17 protein-coding genes and 1 pseudogene are annotated in these 18,106 nt (G+C 70.8%); 7 read left to right on the forward strand and 11 right to left on the reverse strand.

Annotated features, from left to right (window positions below):
* The first annotated feature begins 12 nt into the window (after window positions 1–12).
* The 6 genes from ACWGE1_RS04760 (at window position 13) to ACWGE1_RS04785 (ending at window position 5,937) form a co-directional block, all read left to right on the forward strand.
* Window positions 13–1,104 carry an LOG family protein gene (locus ACWGE1_RS04760; protein ID WP_453419123.1) on the forward strand — a complete coding sequence of 364 codons (1,092 nt, stop codon included), beginning with the start codon at window positions 13–15 and terminating at the stop codon, window positions 1,102–1,104.
* 80 nt (window positions 1,105–1,184) lie between these two features.
* Window positions 1,185–2,090 carry a hypothetical protein gene (locus tag ACWGE1_RS04765; protein ID WP_453419124.1) on the forward strand — a complete coding sequence of 302 codons (906 nt, stop codon included), beginning with the start codon at window positions 1,185–1,187 and terminating at the stop codon, window positions 2,088–2,090.
* Window positions 2,091–2,188: 98 nt separating this feature from the next.
* Window positions 2,189–2,830 (forward strand): hypothetical protein, encoded by a 642-nt coding sequence (locus ACWGE1_RS04770; protein WP_453419125.1) that lies wholly within the window; start codon window positions 2,189–2,191, stop codon window positions 2,828–2,830.
* Between the two features lie 122 nt (window positions 2,831–2,952).
* Entirely contained in the window at window positions 2,953–3,216 is a 264-nt protein-coding gene (locus ACWGE1_RS04775; protein WP_453419126.1) for a ferredoxin, read from the forward strand.
* Window positions 3,213–4,616: an NAD(P)/FAD-dependent oxidoreductase gene (locus ACWGE1_RS04780; protein ID WP_453419127.1), complete on the forward strand. Its 1,404-nt coding sequence runs from the start codon at window positions 3,213–3,215 to the stop codon at window positions 4,614–4,616. Before ACWGE1_RS04775 ends, ACWGE1_RS04780 begins: the two co-directional genes overlap by 4 nt.
* Before the next feature lie 73 nt (window positions 4,617–4,689).
* Window positions 4,690–5,937 (forward strand): cytochrome P450, encoded by a 1,248-nt coding sequence (locus ACWGE1_RS04785; protein ID WP_453419128.1) that lies wholly within the window; start codon window positions 4,690–4,692, stop codon window positions 5,935–5,937.
* 19 nt (window positions 5,938–5,956) lie between these two features.
* Here ACWGE1_RS04785 and ACWGE1_RS04790 read toward each other — a convergent pair whose 3' ends face one another.
* From ACWGE1_RS04790 to rpsB, 9 genes are all read right to left on the reverse strand, one after another.
* Entirely contained in the window at window positions 5,957–7,024 is a 1,068-nt protein-coding gene (locus tag ACWGE1_RS04790) for an ABC transporter ATP-binding protein (protein ID WP_453419129.1), read from the reverse strand.
* On the reverse strand, window positions 7,024–8,640 hold the full coding sequence (locus tag ACWGE1_RS04795; protein ID WP_453419162.1) for an ABC transporter permease: 1,617 nt from the start codon (window positions 8,638–8,640) through the stop codon (window positions 7,024–7,026). The genes ACWGE1_RS04790 and ACWGE1_RS04795 overlap by 1 nt, the downstream gene beginning before the upstream one ends.
* Window positions 8,641–8,735: 95 nt before the next feature.
* Window positions 8,736–9,836 carry a thiamine ABC transporter substrate-binding protein gene (locus ACWGE1_RS04800; RefSeq protein WP_453419130.1) on the reverse strand — a complete coding sequence of 367 codons (1,101 nt, stop codon included), beginning with the start codon at window positions 9,834–9,836 and terminating at the stop codon, window positions 8,736–8,738.
* Window positions 9,837–10,088: 252 nt separating this feature from the next.
* On the reverse strand, window positions 10,089–11,201 hold the full coding sequence (gene rlmN, locus ACWGE1_RS04805) for a 23S rRNA (adenine(2503)-C(2))-methyltransferase RlmN (RefSeq protein ID WP_033222940.1): 1,113 nt from the start codon (window positions 11,199–11,201) through the stop codon (window positions 10,089–10,091).
* Between the two features lie 93 nt (window positions 11,202–11,294).
* Complete coding sequence (locus ACWGE1_RS04810) at window positions 11,295–12,371, reverse strand: phosphatidate cytidylyltransferase (RefSeq protein WP_453419131.1); 1,077 nt, start codon at window positions 12,369–12,371, stop codon at window positions 11,295–11,297.
* Entirely contained in the window at window positions 12,371–12,928 is a 558-nt protein-coding gene (gene frr, locus ACWGE1_RS04815) for a ribosome recycling factor (protein ID WP_030016386.1), read from the reverse strand. The genes ACWGE1_RS04810 and frr overlap by 1 nt, the downstream gene beginning before the upstream one ends.
* A gap of 94 nt (window positions 12,929–13,022) precedes the next feature.
* Window positions 13,023–13,802 carry a UMP kinase gene (gene pyrH, locus ACWGE1_RS04820; RefSeq protein WP_030016384.1) on the reverse strand — a complete coding sequence of 260 codons (780 nt, stop codon included), beginning with the start codon at window positions 13,800–13,802 and terminating at the stop codon, window positions 13,023–13,025.
* Window positions 13,803–13,964: 162 nt separating this feature from the next.
* Window positions 13,965–14,801: a translation elongation factor Ts gene (tsf, locus tag ACWGE1_RS04825; protein ID WP_453419132.1), complete on the reverse strand. Its 837-nt coding sequence runs from the start codon at window positions 14,799–14,801 to the stop codon at window positions 13,965–13,967.
* 135 nt (window positions 14,802–14,936) lie between these two features.
* The gene (gene rpsB, locus ACWGE1_RS04830) at window positions 14,937–15,806 is read right to left on the reverse strand and encodes a 30S ribosomal protein S2 (RefSeq protein ID WP_453419133.1); all 870 of its coding nucleotides are present in this window, start codon (window positions 15,804–15,806) and stop codon (window positions 14,937–14,939) included.
* A 251-nt stretch (window positions 15,807–16,057) separates the two neighbouring features.
* Between rpsB and ACWGE1_RS04835 the strand changes: the two are divergent.
* Window positions 16,058–16,411: pseudogene (locus ACWGE1_RS04835) on the forward strand (peptidoglycan DD-metalloendopeptidase family protein); the annotation flags it as partial.
* Window positions 16,412–16,566: 155 nt separating this feature from the next.
* Here the strand turns inward: ACWGE1_RS04835 and ACWGE1_RS04840 are convergent.
* Window positions 16,567–17,124, reverse strand: a complete 558-nt coding sequence (locus tag ACWGE1_RS04840) for a TetR/AcrR family transcriptional regulator (RefSeq protein ID WP_453419163.1) — start codon at window positions 17,122–17,124, stop codon at window positions 16,567–16,569.
* A gap of 52 nt (window positions 17,125–17,176) precedes the next feature.
* Window positions 17,177–18,013: an RNA polymerase sigma factor WhiG gene (whiG, locus tag ACWGE1_RS04845; protein WP_453419134.1), complete on the reverse strand. Its 837-nt coding sequence runs from the start codon at window positions 18,011–18,013 to the stop codon at window positions 17,177–17,179.
* Window positions 18,014–18,106: the final 93 nt, after the last annotated feature.

The raw sequence follows: 18,106 nt of genomic DNA on the forward strand, positions 1-18,106 counted from the left end.
AGGGTGGGCCGAATGGTCAACCCAGACATCGAGATCGAGACGCTCGCCGAATTCGACCAGGTCGTGGCACGCGGCTCGCTCAGCGGCTACCGGATCCAGTCCGTCAACCTCATGGAGCGGACCTTCGCGCTGCTGGCCGCCGACACCTCGGCGGCCGTGTTCCTGGGCTGCCCGATGGAGCCCGACGCGGCGGTGAAGGTCCGCGCCGACGGCGCGCTGGTCTTCCCGCCCGTGCCGGACCTGCCGTTCGACCCGTACCGGGGCCTGCTCTACACGCCCGAGGAGCTCTTCACCGGGCTGCCCGACGGGTACGGGGTCACCCCGGACGCCGAGGCCTACGCCTGGTTCCAGGAGACGAAGTCCGACGGCGACGTCTTCGCCTCGATGCTCCGCTCCGTCCACGACGACGCCATCTCCGACGCCCTCGACGAGCACCTCGCCGGTGTCCGGGTCGTCGGTGTGATGGGCGGCCACGCCATGGCCCGAGGCGGTACGGACTACCGCGGCGCGGCTGAGCTGGGCCGGGCGCTGACCCGGTCCGGGCTGACGGTGGCCACCGGCGGTGGCCCGGGTGCGATGGAGGCCGCGAACCTGGGCGCCTACCTGGCCCCGGCCCCGGACGAGGCCCTCGCCGAGGCCCTGGAACTGCTGTCCAAGGCCCCTTCCTTCGCTCCGTCGGTGTCCGAGTGGGCGCGCGCGGCCTTCGCCGTGCGCGAGCGCTTCCCCGCCGGCGGGGACTCGGTGGGCATTCCGACCTGGTTCTACGGGCACGAGCCGCCGAACGCCTTCGCGGGCCACATAGCGAAGTACTTCGCGAACGCCACCCGCGAGGACGGGCTGCTGGCCCGCTCCAACGCGGGCGTGGTCTTCCTGCCCGGCGCGGCGGGCACCGTCCAGGAGATCTTCGACAACGGGACGCCGAACTACTACGAATCCCGGGGCGAGCCGGCACCGATGATCCTGGTCGGCCGCACCCACTGGACCGAGCACCTTCCGGCCTGGCCCCTGCTCCGGGCCCTGGCGCGCGGCCGTGCGATGGAGTCGCGCATCGCGCTCGTCGACTCGGTGGACGAGGTCCCGGACGTCCTCGCGTCAATGAGCTGAGTTCCGGAAGCAACTTCCCGGCCCGTTCTGACGTCTGGCAGAGGTACCGCAAAACCTGCCAGACGTGAACGGAGCCCTTGGTGCTCATAGGCCTGCTGACCGCTGTCGCGGCGTCCATCTGCTACGGCACGGGGTCCGTGCTGCAAGCCGTCGGCTCGCGCCGTGCCGCACGCATGTCCCCCACCGCCGCCGGGGTGACCGCCCACGGCGGCCCCAACCTGTCGTCCACCGCGAAGGCGGCGATGACCTGGGAATTCATCGTCGGCACGATCCTGGACTTCGTGGGCTTCGGACTCGGTGCCCTGGCCGCCCGCCTGCTGCCCCTCTTCCTCTCCCAGACGGTGATCAGCGCCAACCTGGTGATCACGGCCGTGCTGAGCGTGAAGATGCTGGGCATCCGGCTGAGCCGCAAGGAATGGACCTCGATCGGTGTCGTCTGCACCGCGCTGGTGCTGCTCGCGACGGCCGCCGGTCACGAGGGCGGCCACCACGCGCCGATGTCCACGCACTGGTGGCTGCTGGGGATCACCCTGCTGCTGATGGTGGGCGGCACGGTGGCCGTACGCCTCCTCGGCGGCGGGGCCGCGATCCTGGCGGGCCTGCTGTCGGGCCTGGGCTTCGGCGCGCTCGGCGTCGGCGTCCGGATCCTCAACGGCGTGGACCCGTTCGACCCGGTCGCCTTCCTGACCGACCCGGCCCTCTACGCCATCCTGGTGGCGGGCGTCGGAGGCATGTACCTGCACACGGTCGCCCTGCAGATCGGCTCGGTGAACGGCGCCACGGCGGCCCTGGTCGTCGGCGAGACGGTCCTCCCGGGCGCGATCGGCGTCCTGTGGCTCGGCGACGCCTCCCGCCCGGGCCTGGCCTGGCTCGCGGTTCTCGGCTTCGTCCTGGCCGTCGCCGGAGCGGTGGCCGTCGCCTGGTACGGCAAGCACGATGCGGCCGAGGAGGAGAGCGCGGACCCGGTGCCGCAGCCGGTCGGCTGACCCACCGGCCGGCCGGGCCCACTCACCCGGTCGGCCGCCCCCGGTGGTGGCGCGGCAGCAGCTGCCGCTTGCTGGACCGGGGGAGAGAGTGAGGGTTCATGAAGCCCACGACCGATCGGTTGGACACACCGCGCGCGGCCGGAATGGCCGGAATCGCCTTCGCCCTGCTGCTCGCGGCGGCGATCGTCCTGATGCGGATCGCCGTCCCGTCGGGCGACGCCAGCACGCCCATCGCCCAGGACCGGCGCTGGGCGGTCCAAGTGGCACTGGAGATCGTGCCCTTCGCGGGGATCTTCTTCCTCTGGTTCATGGGCGCCCTGCGCGCGCACACGGGCGCGGCCGAGGACCGGTTCGTCGCCACCGTGTTCCTGGGCAGCGGATTCATCTTCGTGGCCACCCTGTTCGCCGCCGCCGCGGCGGCGGGCACGGTGCTGGCCGAGGAGACGCCCTCCGATTTCGGCCGCCACTACGCCTACACCCTCCTCGCGACGTACGCCATGCGGATGGCGGCCGTCTTCGTCCTCGCGACCTCGACCATCGGGCGGATGCTCGGCGTCTTCCCCCGGCCGCTCGCCCTGCTGGGCACCGTCGTTGGTCTGCTCCTGCTCGTGATCGGTTCCGGAGTGCCCTGGTCCGAGCTGCTGTTCCCGGCCTGGGCGCTGACCGTCAGCCTGTATGTCCTGCGGGTCCGGCGCGGCACCGCCCGAAGGACCCCTCCGGACCGCACCGACCCGCCCTGACCTGGTGATCCTTTCTCCGGCAGGCGCCCTCCGGGTGCCGCGTGCATGCTGGTGGGAAGGGGAGGACCCGGGGGTTCCGGGGGGTGACGGGGATGGACAGCCGAGGGAAAGGCAGAACCGTCATGAGGCTTGTCGTCGACCTCAACCGCTGCCAGGGATACGCGCAGTGCGCTTTCCTCGCACCCGATGTCTTCGCCATGCACGGCGACGAGTCGCTGCTGTACAACCCGGACGCCGATCCCGAGCAGCGCGAGAACGTCCTGCGTGCCGTGGCCGCCTGTCCGGTCCAGGCCATCCTCCTGGAGATCACGGACGAGGACATGGCGAACATGGCTGCCCGGGATGCCGTGGCCGGAGCCGGATCTCGTTCGGGAGGCCCTCGGTGACCGGTGCAGCAACACACGACGGATCCCTGGAACACCTCAAGCGCGAGGGCCGCATCGTCATCGTCGGCGCTTCGCTCGCGGGGCTGCGGGCCGCCGAGACGATGCGCGAGAAGGGCTTCGCCGGTTCGCTCACGATGATCGGCGACGAACCGTACGAGCCGTACGACCGGCCCCCGCTGTCCAAGCAGGTCCTGCTGGGCAACGCGGTCGCCGACCACACGGCGCTCCCCCGCCGCCGGACGATCGACGCCGACTGGCGCCTCGGAGTCCCGGCCACGGGCCTGGACATGGCCGCGCGCCGGGTCCGGCTCGGCAACGGCGACGAGGTCGAGTACGACCGGCTGCTGATCGCCACCGGCGTGCGCGCCCGGCCCTGGCCCAATCCGGAGGAGGGCGCCCTCAAGGGTGTCTTCGTGCTGCGCACCCGCGACGACGGTGAAGGCCTGCAGCGCGCCCTTGCCGCCGGCCCCGGCCGGGTGCTGGTCATCGGCGCCGGGTTCACCGGGTCCGAGATCGCCTCCGCCTGCCGGGAGCGCGGCCTGGACGTCACCGTCGCCGAACGGGGCGAGGCGCCGCTGGTCGGCGCGCTGGGCGGAGTCATCGGCCAGGTGGCTGCCGAGATGCACAAGGAGAACGGCGTCGACCTGCGCACCGGGGTCATGGTGACCTCGCTGGAGGGCGATCCCTCCGGGCGGGTCCGCGCCGCCCACCTCTCCGACGGGTCCACCGTGGAGGCGGAGGTGGTGGTCGTCTCGCTGGGCGCGCAGCGCAACACCGAGTGGCTCTCCGGCTCCGGGCTGGGCGCGGGTCCCCGGGGCATCGCCTGCGACGCGGGCTGCAGGGCCTTCGACATCCGGGGCATCGTCACCGACGACATCTACGTGGCGGGGGACGTGGCACGTTCCCCGCACGCCCTGTTCGGCTACCAGTTCCTGTCGCTGGAGCACTGGGGCAATGCCGTCGCACAGGCCGACACCGCCGCGCACAACATGCTCAGCGAGAGTGCCGACCGCCGCCCCCACCTGTGGGTTCCGGCGTTCTGGTCCTCCCAGTTCGGCGTGAACATCAAGTCGGTCGGAGTGCCGCCGATGGGGACCGAGATCCTCATCACGCAGGGCTCGCTCGCCGAGCGCCGGTTCGCGGCCGCGTACGGATACCAGGGGCGCCTGATCGCCGCCGTCACCTTCGACAACTGCCGGTGGCTGCCGTTCTACGAGCAGCAGATCGAGGCCACCGCGCCGTTCCCCCCGCCGTTCTCCACGGTGGACCGCAGGCCCGAGGGGAACAAGGCGGTACCGGCCGACTTCCCCGACCCGTCGGTCCCCACCCACGGGCCGACCATCACGCTGAGCGGCTATTCGCCGGCCGACCGGAAGATGACCTTCACTCCCGGAAGATGACCTTCGCCCCCGCGCACCACTGGCCGCGCCGCGACCGCACCGGGCGCTCCCCCGAGGATCACGAGGACCTGTCATGACACAAGCCCTGCTGCGGGAGATCATCGACTACGCGAACCGTGCGAATCCGTACCCCCTGTACGAGGAACTCCGCAAGACACCGGTCTCCCACGACGGGGACGGCCCGTACGTCATCAGCACGTACTACGAGATCCACAGCCTCCTGCACGACCCGCGGATCAGCTCCGACGCCAAGAACCTGAAGGCGACCGGGGACGACCCGCTCGGGGAGCAGCCCGACGAGGAGGGGGCGACCCTGCCCCCGTCCTTCCTCAAGCTCGACCCGCCCGACCACGACCGCCTGCGGCGGATGACGAACCGTCCGTTCGGCCCGCCGCACGCCCCCCACCGGGTGCACGACATGCGCGACGAACTCGGCGGCCTCGTCTCCGGGCTCATCGACGGCATCGTGGAGACCGGACAGCTGGACCGGATCGACCTGGTCGACCAGTTCGCGTACCCCTTCCCGGTCACGGTCATCTGCCGGCTGCTCGGCATCCCCCGGGAGGACGAGCCCCGCTTCCACGTGTGGGCGGAGACCCTGGCCGCCAGCCTGGACCCCGACCCGGACGCGGACCCCACGAAGCACGGCCAGGGTGCGATGGACGCCCGCATGGAGCTGGGCATGTACCTGGCCGGGCTGATCGAGGAGCGCCGCAAGAAGCCGGGCGACGACATGCTGTCCCAGCTGGCGACGGCGGACGGCCCGGACGGCGCGATGACCACCATGGAGGCGCTCAGCACCTCCGCGCTGCTGCTGATCGCGGGCCACGAGACCACGGTCAACCTGATCACCAACGGCATGCTGACCCTGCTGCGCCACCCGGACGTACTCGAGCGGCTGCGCGGGGACGCGGACCTGGCGGTCCCGATCGTCGAGGAACTGCTGCGCTACGAGCCGCCCGTGCAGCTGCTGCCCCAGCGCACCACCCTCTCGGACATCGAGGTCGCCGGGGTGACCATCCCCCAGGGCGCGTCCCTGTGGCTGATGCTGGCCTCCGGGAACCGCGACCCGAAGCGCTTCGAGGACCCCGACCGCTTCGACCCCGACCGCAAGGACATCCAGCACCTCGGCCTCGGCAGCGGCATCCACAGCTGCTTCGGCGCTCCGCTGGCCCGGCAGGAGGCCCAGCTGGCGCTGAGCGAGCTGGCCCGCCGGCTGGAGAACCCGCGACTGCTGGAGGATCCGCCCCAGTACCGCCAGAACGCGGTCCTGCGCGGCCCCCGCCACCTGCCGATCGCCTGCGACGGCATCCGTCCCTAGCTAGGGAGTGTCTTGCCGATCAGGCCGGGCCCGATCGACCTGATACCCCCTGGACACCGTCCGGCGGCAGGACGACCACCTCGGCGGGGGTGAAGGTCACCGCGACCCGGTCCCCCACGGCCGGCGCCCCCGCCAGGCCGCACTCGGCCTCCAGCACCGGCCCCGCCTCCGGCCGCAGCAGCAGCGCGACGTGGGTGCCGCGGAAGGTGCGGGAGACCACCTCGCACCGCAGACCCGCGGCGCACAGCACGACCCCCGCCGGGCGGATCAGCAGCCGCTGCTCCCCTTCGGGGGATCCGGCCGGTACCGGGACCCGGCCCCACGCGGTGGCGGCCCCGGTGCCCGAGACCACCGCCGGGATCACGTTCTCGAAGCCGAGGAAGCGCGCCACGAATTCCGACGCGGGCCGCTGCCACACCTCCAGCGGGGTCCCGGCCTGCGCGATCCGGCCGTCCCGCATCACCACCACCCGGTCGGCCAGGGCGAAGGCCTCGCCCTGGTCGTGGGTGACGGCCAGTACCGTCGTGCCCAGCCGGGAGAACAGCCCCCGCAGCTCGACCACCAGCCGCTCCCGCAGGCCCCGGTCCAGCTGCCCGAGCGGTTCGTCCAGCATCAGCAGCCGCGGCGACGGCGCCAGCGCCCGGGCCAGCGCCACCCGCTGCTGCTCGCCGCCCGACAGGGAGGCGACCGCCCTGCTCTCGGCCCCGGGGAGCCCGACCAGTTCCAGCAGTTGAGTGACCCGGTCCGCGCACGAGGCCCGCCCGGCGCCCCGCATCCGCAGCCCGAAGGAGACGTTCGCGCCGACGTCGCGGTGCGGGAAGAGCTGGTGGTCCTGGAACATCAGGCCCACGCCGCGCCGGTGCACCGGTACGCCGGCCTGGTCGGCCCCGCCCAGCAACACCCGGCCCCCGGAAACCTGCTGGAGCCCGGCGACGACCCGCAGCAGCGTGGACTTGCCGCTTCCGCTGGGTCCCAGCACGCAGACGATCTCGTGCTCGGCGACCGCGAGGTCCACGCGGTCGAGGGCGTACGCGGCCTCCCGCTCACCGAAGCGGACCGACACGCCTTCCAGCTGAAGCAGTGTCATCAGAACTCTCCGGAGGTCTTGTCGGGTCGCAGTCGCTCCAGCAGCAGCAGGGACACCGCGCACACCAGCATCAGAATCGTGCTCAGGGCCATCGCCTGCCCGTAGTTCAGCTCGCCGGCCCGCCCCAGCAGCCGCGCCACGGCAACCGGCAGCGTCGGCCGGTCCGCCCGCGCGATGAACACGGTCGCGCCGAACTCCCCCAGTGACACCGCGAAGGCGAAACCGGCCGCGATCAGCAGCGCCCGCCGCACCAGCGGCAGGTCCACCTCCCGCCAGGCCCGCAGCGGCGACGCGCCGAGCACCGCGGCGGCCTCCCGCAGCCGCCCGTCCACCGCGCGCAGCACCGGCAGCATGGTCCGTACGACGAAGGGCACGCCCACGAGCGCCTGCGCCAGCGGGACCAGGATCCACGAGGTCCGCAGGTCCAGCGGCGGCTCGTCCAGGGTGATCAGGAAGCCGAAGCCCACCGTCACCGCGGACACCCCGAGCGGGAGCATCAGCAGCGCGTCGAAACCGCGTACGAAGCGGCCCCCGCGCCGGGTCAGTGCCGCGGCCGCGAGCCCCCCGATGAACAGGGCGATCGCGGTGGCGGCGAGGGCGTACTGCAGGGAGTTCCAGATCGCCTCCAGCGGCGCCACCAGGAAGGTCCCGCCACCGGCGCCCGCGTCCTGCAGCGCCCGGTAGAAGCCGAGGCCGTAACCCCCGGGAGCGTCGAAGGACCGTTCGACCAGCACGCCCAGCGGCAGCACGATCAGCAGTGCCACGGTCAGCAGTACGCCGCCCAGCACGGTGCGCTGCGCCCAGCCGTGCGGCCGGTGTGTCGTACGGCCCGGATCGACCAGCCGCAGCGCGGTCTCGCGCCTGCGCACCGTCCAGGCGTGCACGGCGAGGATCGCGCCGATCGCGGCGAACTGCACCATCGTCAGCACGGCGGCCGTCGGCAGGTCCAGGAGCTGCGCGGTCTGCCGGTAGACCTCCACCTCCAGGGTGGAGTAGGCGGGCCCGCCGAGGATCAGTACGACGCCGAAGGAGCTGAAGGTGAACAGGAACACCATCAGCGAGGCGGCGGCCACCGCCGGGGCCAGTGCGGGCAGTGTCACCCGCCGCCAGGCGGTGAACCGCCCGGCGCCCAGCACCCGGGCGGCCTCCTCCTGGCGCGGATCCAGCTGGGCCCACAGCCCGCCGACCGTGCGGACGACGACGGCGTAGTTGAAGAAGACGTGCGCGAGCAGGATCGCCCAGACGGTGGTGTCGAGCCGGACGCCCAGCAGTTCGTCCGTCAGCCCGCCCCGCCCCAACAGTGCGAGGAAGGCGGTCCCGACCACCACGGTCGGCAGCACGAAGGGAACGGTCACCACGGCCCGCAGCAGCTGTTTGCCCGGGAACTCGAAGCGCGCGAACACATAGGCCGCGGGGAGCGCGATCACCAGGGTGAGCAGGGTGGAGGCGAATGCCTGCCAGGTGGTGAACCACAGCACGTCCGCGATGTCGGGCCGGCTCAGCACCTCCGCGAACCGGCCGAACTGCCACCCCTCGTCCGTCTTGAGCCCGCGCCCGACGATCGCGGCGACGGGATAGGCGAAGAACAGCCCGAAGAAGGCGAGGGGGACGGCCATCAGGCCGAGCCGCACGGCTGTCGTCCGCGCCCCCTCGCGGGGGCCGGGGCCCGGCGCGGCGCCCCCCGACGCCGCGCCCGGCTCCTTGGTACCGCTTACTTCACGACGAGCGCGGTCCATGCCTTGACCCACTGCTCACGGTTCTTGGCGATGGTCTCCGGAGCCACGTTCTCCGGCTTCTCGATGACCACGCCGTGCTTGGTGAACAGCTCCGGCAGGACGGCGTCCTTGGTCACCGGGTTCACGAACATCTGGAGCGGCATGTCCTCCTGGAACTTCTTGCTGACCAGGAAGTCCACGAGGGCCTTGCCGCCCTCCTCGTTCTTGGCGCCCTTCAGCAGACCGGCGAACTCGATCTGCCGGAAGCAGGTGCCGGTGGAGACGCCCGTGGGGGCCTCGGCCGGCTGCGGCTCGCCGTACAGGACCTCGACCGGCGGGCTGGAGGCGTAGGAGACGACCAGCGGGCGGTCGCCCTTGGCCTTCTTGCCGCCCGCGGAGCCGGAGAAGCGCTCGTTGTAGGCCTGCTCCCAGCCGTCGACGACCTCGACGCCGTTGGCCTTCAGCTTGCTCCAGTAGTCCTTCCAGCCCTCCTCGCCGTACTTGCCGACGGAGGCGAGCAGGAAGCCGAGGCCGGGCGAGGAGGTCGCGGCGTTCTCGGTGACCAGCAGGTTCTTGTACTCCGGCTTGATCAGGTCGTCCAGCGTCTGCGGCGGGGCGATCTTCTTCTCGGCGAAGTAGGCCTTGTCGTAGTTGACGCAGATGTCACCGGAGTCGATCGGGGTGACCCGGTGCTCCTTGTCGAGGACGTACTCGGGCTTCACCCCGGCCAGACCCTTGGCCTCGTACGGCGTGAAGATGCCGTTGTCGAGGGCGCGCGAGAGCAGGGTGTTGTCCACACCGAAGAAGACGTCGCCGCGCGGGGAGCCCTTGGTGAGGATCTCCTGGTTCAGCGCCGTGCCCGCGTCCCCGGACTTCAGCACCTTGACCGTGTAGCCGCTCTGCTGCTCGAACTCCTTGAGGACCGTGTCGGTCACGTTGAAGGAGTCGTGGGCGACGAGGGTGACGGACTTGGACTTCGGGGCGTCGCTCGCGCCCGCAGGCTTGTCCTTGGCGTCGCCACCGCCGCAGGCGCTGAGCGTGGTGACGCCCAGCGCGGCCGCGAGCGCGGCGCCCGCGATCTTCTTGGTGGTGCTCATTGGTGAATTCCTCCTGGGATGTCCAGGAGAAGACGCGGCCCTGCCCGGCGCCTGTATGAGCGGACGCCGGGCAGGGCGCAACAGCAAGAGTGGTGACCGAACTTCCTACCCCGAATGACCGGGGCGAGGTTCAGAGGGTCTGCGGATGACGGATACCGCACTCTCAGCGCTGTGGCGCTCCCCTGTCGGAATATGAAATTGGTTCGGCCACAGGGTACCCCGTGGCCGAATCGCTTCGAACAGAAGCGGAATCTAGCGCTCCGAGGCGGCCAGCTGGCCGCACGCGCCGTCGATCTCCTGGCCCCGGGTGTCCCGTACGGTCACGGGCACACCGTGTCGGGCGATGGCCTCCACGAATGCCTTCTCGTCCTCGGGCCGCGAGGCGGTCCACTTGGAGCCCGGCGTCGGGTTCAGCGGGATCAGGTTGACGTGCACGCGCTTGCCCTTGAGCAGCTTGCCCAGGAGGTCACCGCGCCAGGCCTGGTCGTTGATGTCACGGATCAGGGCGTACTCGATCGAGATCCGGCGGCCGGACTTCTCTGCGTACTCCCAGGCCGCGCCGAGCACCTCGCGGACGTTCCAGCGGGTGTTGACGGGGACGAGGGTGTCGCGCAGTTCGTCGTCGGGCGCGTGCAGCGAGACGGCCAGCCGGCACTTGAAGCCCTCGTCGGCGAAGCGCAGCATGGCCGGGACCAGACCGACGGTGGAGACGGTGATACCGCGCTGCGACAGGCCCAGGCCGTCGGGCTCCGGGTCGGTGAGCCGGCGGATGGCGCCGACCACGCGGTTGTAGTTGGCCAGGGGCTCGCCCATGCCCATGAAGACGATGTTCGACAGGCGCGCCGGGCCGCCGGGGACCTCGCCGTCGCGCAGCGAGCGCATGCCGTCGACGATCTGGTGCACGATCTCGGCGGTGGAGAGGTTGCGGTCGAGGCCCGCCTGGCCGGTGGCGCAGAACGGGCAGTTCATGCCGCAGCCGGCCTGCGAGGAGATGCACATCGTGACCCGGTCGGGGTAGCGCATCAGCACGGACTCGACGAGCGTGCCGTCGTGCAGCTTCCACAGGGTCTTGCGCGTGGTGTCGTCGTCGCACGAGATGTGCCGGATGACGCTCATCAGGTCCGGCAGCAGCTCCTGCTGGAGCTTCTCCCGCGAGCCCGCCGGGATGTCGGTCCACTCGGCCGGGTCGTGCGCGTACCGGGCGAAGTAGTGCTGGGAGAGCTGCTTGGCCCGGAACGGCTTCTCGCCGATCGCGGCGACCGCCTCGCGGCGCTCGGCCGGGGTCATGTCGGCGAGGTGCCGGGGCGGCTTCTTGGCCCCGCGGGGGGCGACGAAGGTGAGCTCTCCCGGAACGGGGCGGGCCATGGCAGGTACTCCTTGTAAGACGAAAGGCGCGCCGCAGAAGCAGCGCGCCTTCCAAGAGTAACCGCCCGGCGTCCTGCGACGCCTTTTCGCAGGTCAGCCGGTGCCCACGAAGGCCGCCAGCAGCAGCCACACCACCGGAGCGGTCGGCAGCAGGGAGTCCAGCCGGTCCATGATGCCGCCGTGTCCCGGCAGCAGGGTGCCCATGTCCTTGATGCCCAGGTCCCTCTTGATCATCGACTCGCCCAGGTCGCCCAGGGTGGCGCTGACCGCGACCGCGAGGCCGAGCAGCAGGCCCTGCCACCAGGAGCCGCCGTCGATCAGGAACTCCATGCACAGCGCGCCGGCCGCCATCGCGAAGGCCACCGCGCCGAACAGCCCCTCGCGGGTCTTGCCGGGGCTGATGCGCGGCGCGAGCTTGTTCTTGCCGAAGCGCCAGCCGACCGCGTAGGCCCCGGTGTCGCTGACCACGGTCAGGAGCAGGAAGGTGATCACACGCTGGGGACCGTCGTCGGCGGTGAGCAGCATCGCGACGAACGTGGCCAGGAAGGGCACGTAGAACGCCGCGAAGGCGCCCGCCGTGACGTCCTTGAGGTAGTCCTCGGGCGGTTCGGTCATCCGCCACACCAGGACGGCCAGCACGGTCAGGGCCATGGCGACCCAGGCGCCCTCGGCCCCCCGGACGTATCCGGCGATGACCATGGCGGCGCCGCCGACCGCGAGCGGGACCAGCGGGGCCTTGATGCCCTTCTGCTCCTGCAGCCGGGAGGTGAGCTCCCAGAGTCCGACGACGACCGCGACGACGATGACGCCGACGAAGACGGCCTTGACGATCAGCAGCGAGGCGAAGATCACCGCGCCGAGACCGACGCCGACCCCTATGGCGGCGCGCAGGTCCCTCCCCGCGCGCTTCTTCGGCGGCGGGGGTGAGGAGTCCTGCGGACGCTCGGCATGCGGAGGCGGGGGGCTGGGCATGGGCTCCTGCGGCGGCGTATCGGCGCGGAAGAGGGGGCCGCCGTCGGCGGCGACCCCCCGATCGCGTGCTTCCCGGTCGTCGAAGTCACGGCCGGCGGCATCGGGCACGATGGGCATGGGCCGAGTGTGCGGGCCCGCCTGCGCATCGTATGCGGGACCCGCCGGAACCGGCTCCGGCTGCCAGGAAGAGTCGTTCATCAGACTTCGAGGAGCTCGGCTTCCTTGTGCTTGAGGAGCTCGTCCACCTGCGCGACGTACTTCGCGGTGGTGTCGTCGAGCTCCTTCTCCGCGCGGCGCACCTCGTCCTCGCCGGCCTCCTTGTCCTTGACCAGCTTGTCAAGGGCGTCCTTGGCCTTGCGGCGGACGGCGCGGAGCGAGATCTTCGAGTCCTCGGCCTTGGTGCGCGCGACCTTGATGTACTCCTTGCGGCGGTCCTGCGTCAGCTCGGGGAAGGTCACCCGGATGATGCTGCCGTCGTTGCTCGGGTTGACACCGAGGTCGGAGTCGCGGATGGCCTGCTCGATGTTGCGCAGGGCGCTCTTGTCGAACGGGGTCACGATCGCCATGCGCGGCTCGGGCACCGAGAAGGAGGCGAGCTGGTTGATGGGCGTGATGGCGCCGTAGTACTCCGCCACGATCTTGTTGAACATCGCCGGGTGCGCACGGCCGGTGCGAATCGCGGCGAAGTCTTCCTTGGCGACGACGACGGCCTTTTCCATCTTCTCCTCGGCCTCGAGGAGGATCTCTTCGGTCACCACGTGCTCCTGCATGTCAGAAATGGATGGTTCAGGCGGGCGGGCGGGCCCGGCGGGCCCGGACAGGGGCTCGCTCGGTCCGGCTGCGGACTGCTCAGGCCCGGGTTTCCTGGTCGCTCACGAGCGTGCCGATCTTCTCACCCTTGACGGCGCGGGCGATATTGCCCTCGGCAAGCAGCTCGAACACCAGGATCGGCAGCTTGTTGTCGCGGCAGAGCGTGATCGCGGTGGCATCGGCGACCTTGAGGTCGCGGGAGAGGACCTCGCTGTACTCAAGCGCGTCGAACTTCACCGCGTCCGGGTTCTTCTTCGGGTCGGAGTCGTAGACCCCGTCGACACCGTTCTTGCCCATGAGCAGGGCCTCGGCGTCGATCTCCAGGGCGCGCTGGGCGGCCGTGGTGTCGGTGGAGAAGTAGGGCATGCCCATACCGGCGCCGAAGATGACGACGCGGCCCTTCTCCAGGTGCCGCACGGCACGCAGCGGGATGTACGGCTCCGCGACCTGCCCCATGGTGATGGCGGTCTGCACGCGGGAGTCGATGCCCTCCTTCTCCAGGAAGTCCTGGAGCGCGAGGCAGTTCATGACGGTACCGAGCATGCCCATGTAGTCGGACCGGGCCCGGTCCATGCCGCGCTGCTGGAGTTCGGCGCCGCGGAAGAAGTTGCCGCCGCCGATCACGACGGCGATCTCCGCGCCGTCGCGGACCACCGCGGCGATCTCACGCGCGATGGCGTGGACGACGTCGGGGTCGACGCCCAGTCCTCCGCCACCGGAGAAGGCCTCGCCCGACAGCTTCAGCATGAAGCGGCGGCCCTTCTTGTCCTGGTCGCTCTTGTCGTCGGATGCGGTGTGGGGGTCCACGCCCTGATTCATGGAGATCTCCTCGTGCACATACGAAGAAGGCCATTGCCGGTGGGTCCTTGCGGTTCCCTCTACGGCAATGGCCTCCTCGTCAGATCTGCGGTCGCCTCGCGCGAGCGCGGACGACTGCCTCAGACCCTACCGGGGTCCGGTGTCCGTCGCGTACGGACGGACTCAGATGCCGACCTTGATGCGCGAGAAGCGCTTCAGGGTGACACCGGCCTCGTCCAGAACCGTCTGGACGGACTTCTTGTTGTCCAGGGCGTACGCCTGGCCGAGGAGGGTGGCCTCCTTGAAGAAGCCGTTGACGCGACCCTCGACGATCTTCGCGATGGCGGCCTCGGGCTTGCCCTCGGCGCGGGTGACCTCTTCGGCGATGCGACGCTCGGACTCGACCTTCTCGGCCGGAACGTCCTCGGCGGACAGCCACTGCGGGGCGAACGCGGCGATGTGCTGCGCGATGCCGCGGGCGACCTCGGCGTTCTCCTTGTCGAGCTCGACCAGGACACCGATCTGGAACGGCAGGTCGGGCATCGTGCGGTGCATGTACGCGGTCACGTAACCGTCGGTGAACTGCGCGAAGCGGTCCAGGACGATCTTCTCGCCGAGGTTGGCGTTGGCCTCGTCGACGAAAGCGGTGACGGTCTTGCCGGGCTCGATCTCGGACGCGAGCAGCGCCTCGATGTCGGCCGGGGAGGTGGCGGCCACGTGGGCGGCCAGCTGGTTGGCGACGGCCAGGAACTTCTCGCCCTTGGCGACGAAGTCGGTCTCGCACTTCAGCTCGACGATGACACCGGAGGTGTTGTCGTCGGCGATGAGGGAGACGACCGCGCCGTTCTCGGCAGAACGGCCCTCGCGCTTGGCGACGCCCTTCTGACCCTTGATGCGGAGGGCTTCCTGGGCCTTCTCGACGTCACCGTCGGCGTCCACGAGCGCGTTCTTGCAGTCCAGCATGCCGGCGCCGGTGAGCTCGCGGAGCTTCTTGACGTCAGCGGCGGTGTAGTTCGCCATGAGTCTGTGATTCTCTCTCGAAGTCGTAGATCTACGGGTGAACGGCGGAGGCGCCGCGCTTTTGGCGCGGCTCCCCCGCCGTCATCGTCCGTGCTGCGAGTGCCCGGCGCATGAACGCCGGGCGCTCTCAGTGGGTCAGGCCTGCTCGGCGTCGGCGGCCGGGGCGGCCTCGGCGGCCGGGGCAGCCTCGACGGCGGCGTCGGCGGCCGGAGCCTCGTCAGCCTTCTTGTCACCCTCGAGCAGGTCGCGCTCCCACTCGGCGAGCGGCTCGGCGGCGGCCTTCTCGCCCGGCTTCGAGTCGCCGGTCGCAGCGCCGGAGCGGGCGATGAGGCCCTCGGCGACGGCGTCGGCGATCACGCGGGTGAGCAGGGTGACGGAACGGATCGCGTCGTCGTTGCCCGGGATCTTGTAGTCGACCTCGTCGGGGTCGCAGTTGGTGTCGAGGATCGCGACGACCGGGATGTGGAGCTTGCGCGCCTCACCGACGGCGATGTGCTCCTTCTTGGTGTCGACGATCCAGACGGCGCTGGGGACCTTCGACATCTCGCGGATACCACCGAGGGTCTTCTCCAGCTTGGTCTTCTCGCGGGAGAGGACCAGGAGCTCCTTCTTGGTGAGACCCGAGGCGGCGACGTCCTCGAAGTCGATCGCCTCAAGCTCCTTCAGACGCTGAAGGCGCTTGTAGACGGTGGAGAAGTTGGTGAGCATGCCACCCAGCCACCGCTGGTTGACGTACGGCATACCAACGCGCGTCGCCTGCTCGGCGATGGCCTCCTGGGCCTGCTTCTTGGTACCGACGAACATGATGGAGCCACCGTGCGCGACGGTCTCCTTCACGAACTCGTAGGCGCGGTCGATGTACGACAGCGACTGCAGCAGGTCGATGATGTAGATGCCGTTGCGCTCCGTGAAGATGAAGCGCTTCATCTTCGGGTTCCAACGGCGGGTCTGGTGACCGAAGTGGACGCCGCTTTCCAGCAGCTCCCGCATCGTGACGACGGCCATGGCCATCTCCTTGGTTTCTCGGTTTGGTTCCTGACGCCCCACCGCGCCCTGCCCCCATGAGGGGACCGAGAGACGCTGTCACCTGGCTGTTTCAGCCTGGTGCCGGGGCGTGCGAAGTCGACCCGGTGACCCGGATCGCCACAAGAAGTGTACGTGACCCGGCGGTATGCCGGGTGACGCCGTTGTCCACAGCGCCCGGGCCGTCCACAGGCCAGGGCGCCGGTCCGGGCCCGCGCGGGAGCCTGTGGTGCATGACGACCTTGCTGCTCAGCCTGCTCCTGGCCCTGGCCCACCTGGCCCAGCCGGCCGCTCCCACGGTCCGCCCGCTGCCGGCTCCGCTGTCGGTGGCCCGCTGGTGGGAGCCGCCGCCGACCCCGTACGCGGCCGGTCACCGCGGGGTGGACCTGTCCGCCCCGGTGGGCGCGGAGGTCCGGGCGGTGGCGTCCGGGCGGGTCCACCACGCCGGCCCCGTCGCCGGCCGCGGGGTCCTCTCGATCGCCCTGCCGAACGGGCTGCGCACGACCTACGAGCCGGTCCGGCCGCTGGTCACGGAGGGCGAGCAGGTCACGGCAGGCCAGGTGGTGGCGGTCCTGACGGAGGGCGCGCACTGTCCGGGGCCCTGCCTGCACTGGGGGCTCCTGGCGGGCGAGACCTACCTCAACCCCCTCATCCTGCTCCCCCGCTCCACGACCCGCCTCCTGCCGACGGGCAACACCGCCGGCGACCGGGGCGCGGGGTCCGGTGCGGAGCCCCGGGGACCTCAGCCCCGGACGCCCCGCAGGGCCATGGCGACGGCGGCTTCCGTCACGACGGCGGGATCCTCCGCCGCGCCGAGCTCGATGCGTCGTACGGCCGCGTCCACGACCCCCTGCAGCAGCATCGCGGCCAGCCTCGGCTCCGCCTGGCCCAGGCCGCTCAGCGCCTCGACGATCATCGCCACGAGCCCGCCGTGGGCCGCTCGGATCTTCTCGCGGGCCCCCGCGTCGAGCTCGCTGGCCGAGATGGCCACCACCGCCCGGTGCCGCCGGTCGCCCACCAGGCCCAGCTGGCTGCGGACGTAGGCCTCGATCTTCTCCTCCGGCGACGGGGCCTGCTCCATCGCCGCCTCGATCTCGGCGGCCCAGACGGGGAAGTCCACGGCGCACAGTTCCTCGACCACGGCGGCGCGGGAACGGAAGTATTCGTACACGGAGGACCGGGCGAGGCCGGTCCGCTCCGCGAGGGCGGGGAAGGTCAGCGCCTCCGTCCCGCCTTCGGACAGCAGGGAACGCGCAGCGTCCAACAGGGCGCCGCGCTGCATCGACCGGTGCTCGGCCACGGAGGCCGCTCGAATCCTGGGCACACATCCACTCTACGGAGGTACCGCAAGCTCACCTCCCCACATCCGCCAACTTCGCGCGCAGTTGCAGCACGGACTTGGTGTGGATCTGGCTGACCCGGCTCTCGGTGACGCCCAGGACGTTGCCGATCTCGGCGAGCGTGAGGCCCTCGTAGTAGTAGAGGGTCACCACGGTCTTCTCCCGCTCGGGCAGGGTGTTGATGGCCCGCGCCAGCAGCCGCCGCAGCTCGCGGTCCTCCGCCACCGCCACCGGGTTGTCGGCGGCGGTGTCCTCCAGGGTGTCCATCAGCGAGAGGCGGTCGCCGCCCTCTCCGCCGACGTGCAGCAGCTCTTCCAGGGCGACCACGTTGGCCAGCGACAACTGGCTGAAGACGGTGTGGAGATCCTCCACCCCGATCCCCATCTCCCCGGCGACCTCGCTCTCCGTCGGGGTGCGCCGCAGCTGGGCCTCCAGCGTGGCGTAGGCGCGCTCCACGGCGCGCGCCTTCTGCCGGACCGAGCGGGGGATCCAGTCCAGGGCCCGCAGTTCGTCGATCATCGCGCCGCGGATCCGGGTGATCGCGTAGGTCTCGAACTTGATCGACCGGTCGATGTCGAACTTCTCGATGGCGTCGATCAGTCCGAAGACCCCGGAGGAGACGAAGTCGGCCTGTTCCACATTGGGCGGCAGACCCACGCTGACGCGGCCGGCGACGTACTTCACCAGGGGCGAGTAGTGCAGGATCAGCTGCTCCCGCAGCCGCTCGTCACCCGATTCCTTGTACGAGCGCCACAGCACCTCCAGGGACGAGGGCGCGGTGGACCGCACGCCGCCGCGGGCAGCGGGGGGCAGCGCAGCGCGGTCGGACCCTGAGGTGTGCTGGGGCATGCTTCGCCTTTGCCGGAGCCGGATTCCTTGGGAGCGTAGCGTGACGAGATTGTCGCGGTGCGCGAAGAGTACGGGATGGCGCAGGGGCCGGGG

Source organism: Streptomyces sp. NPDC054932 (assembly GCF_053610205.1).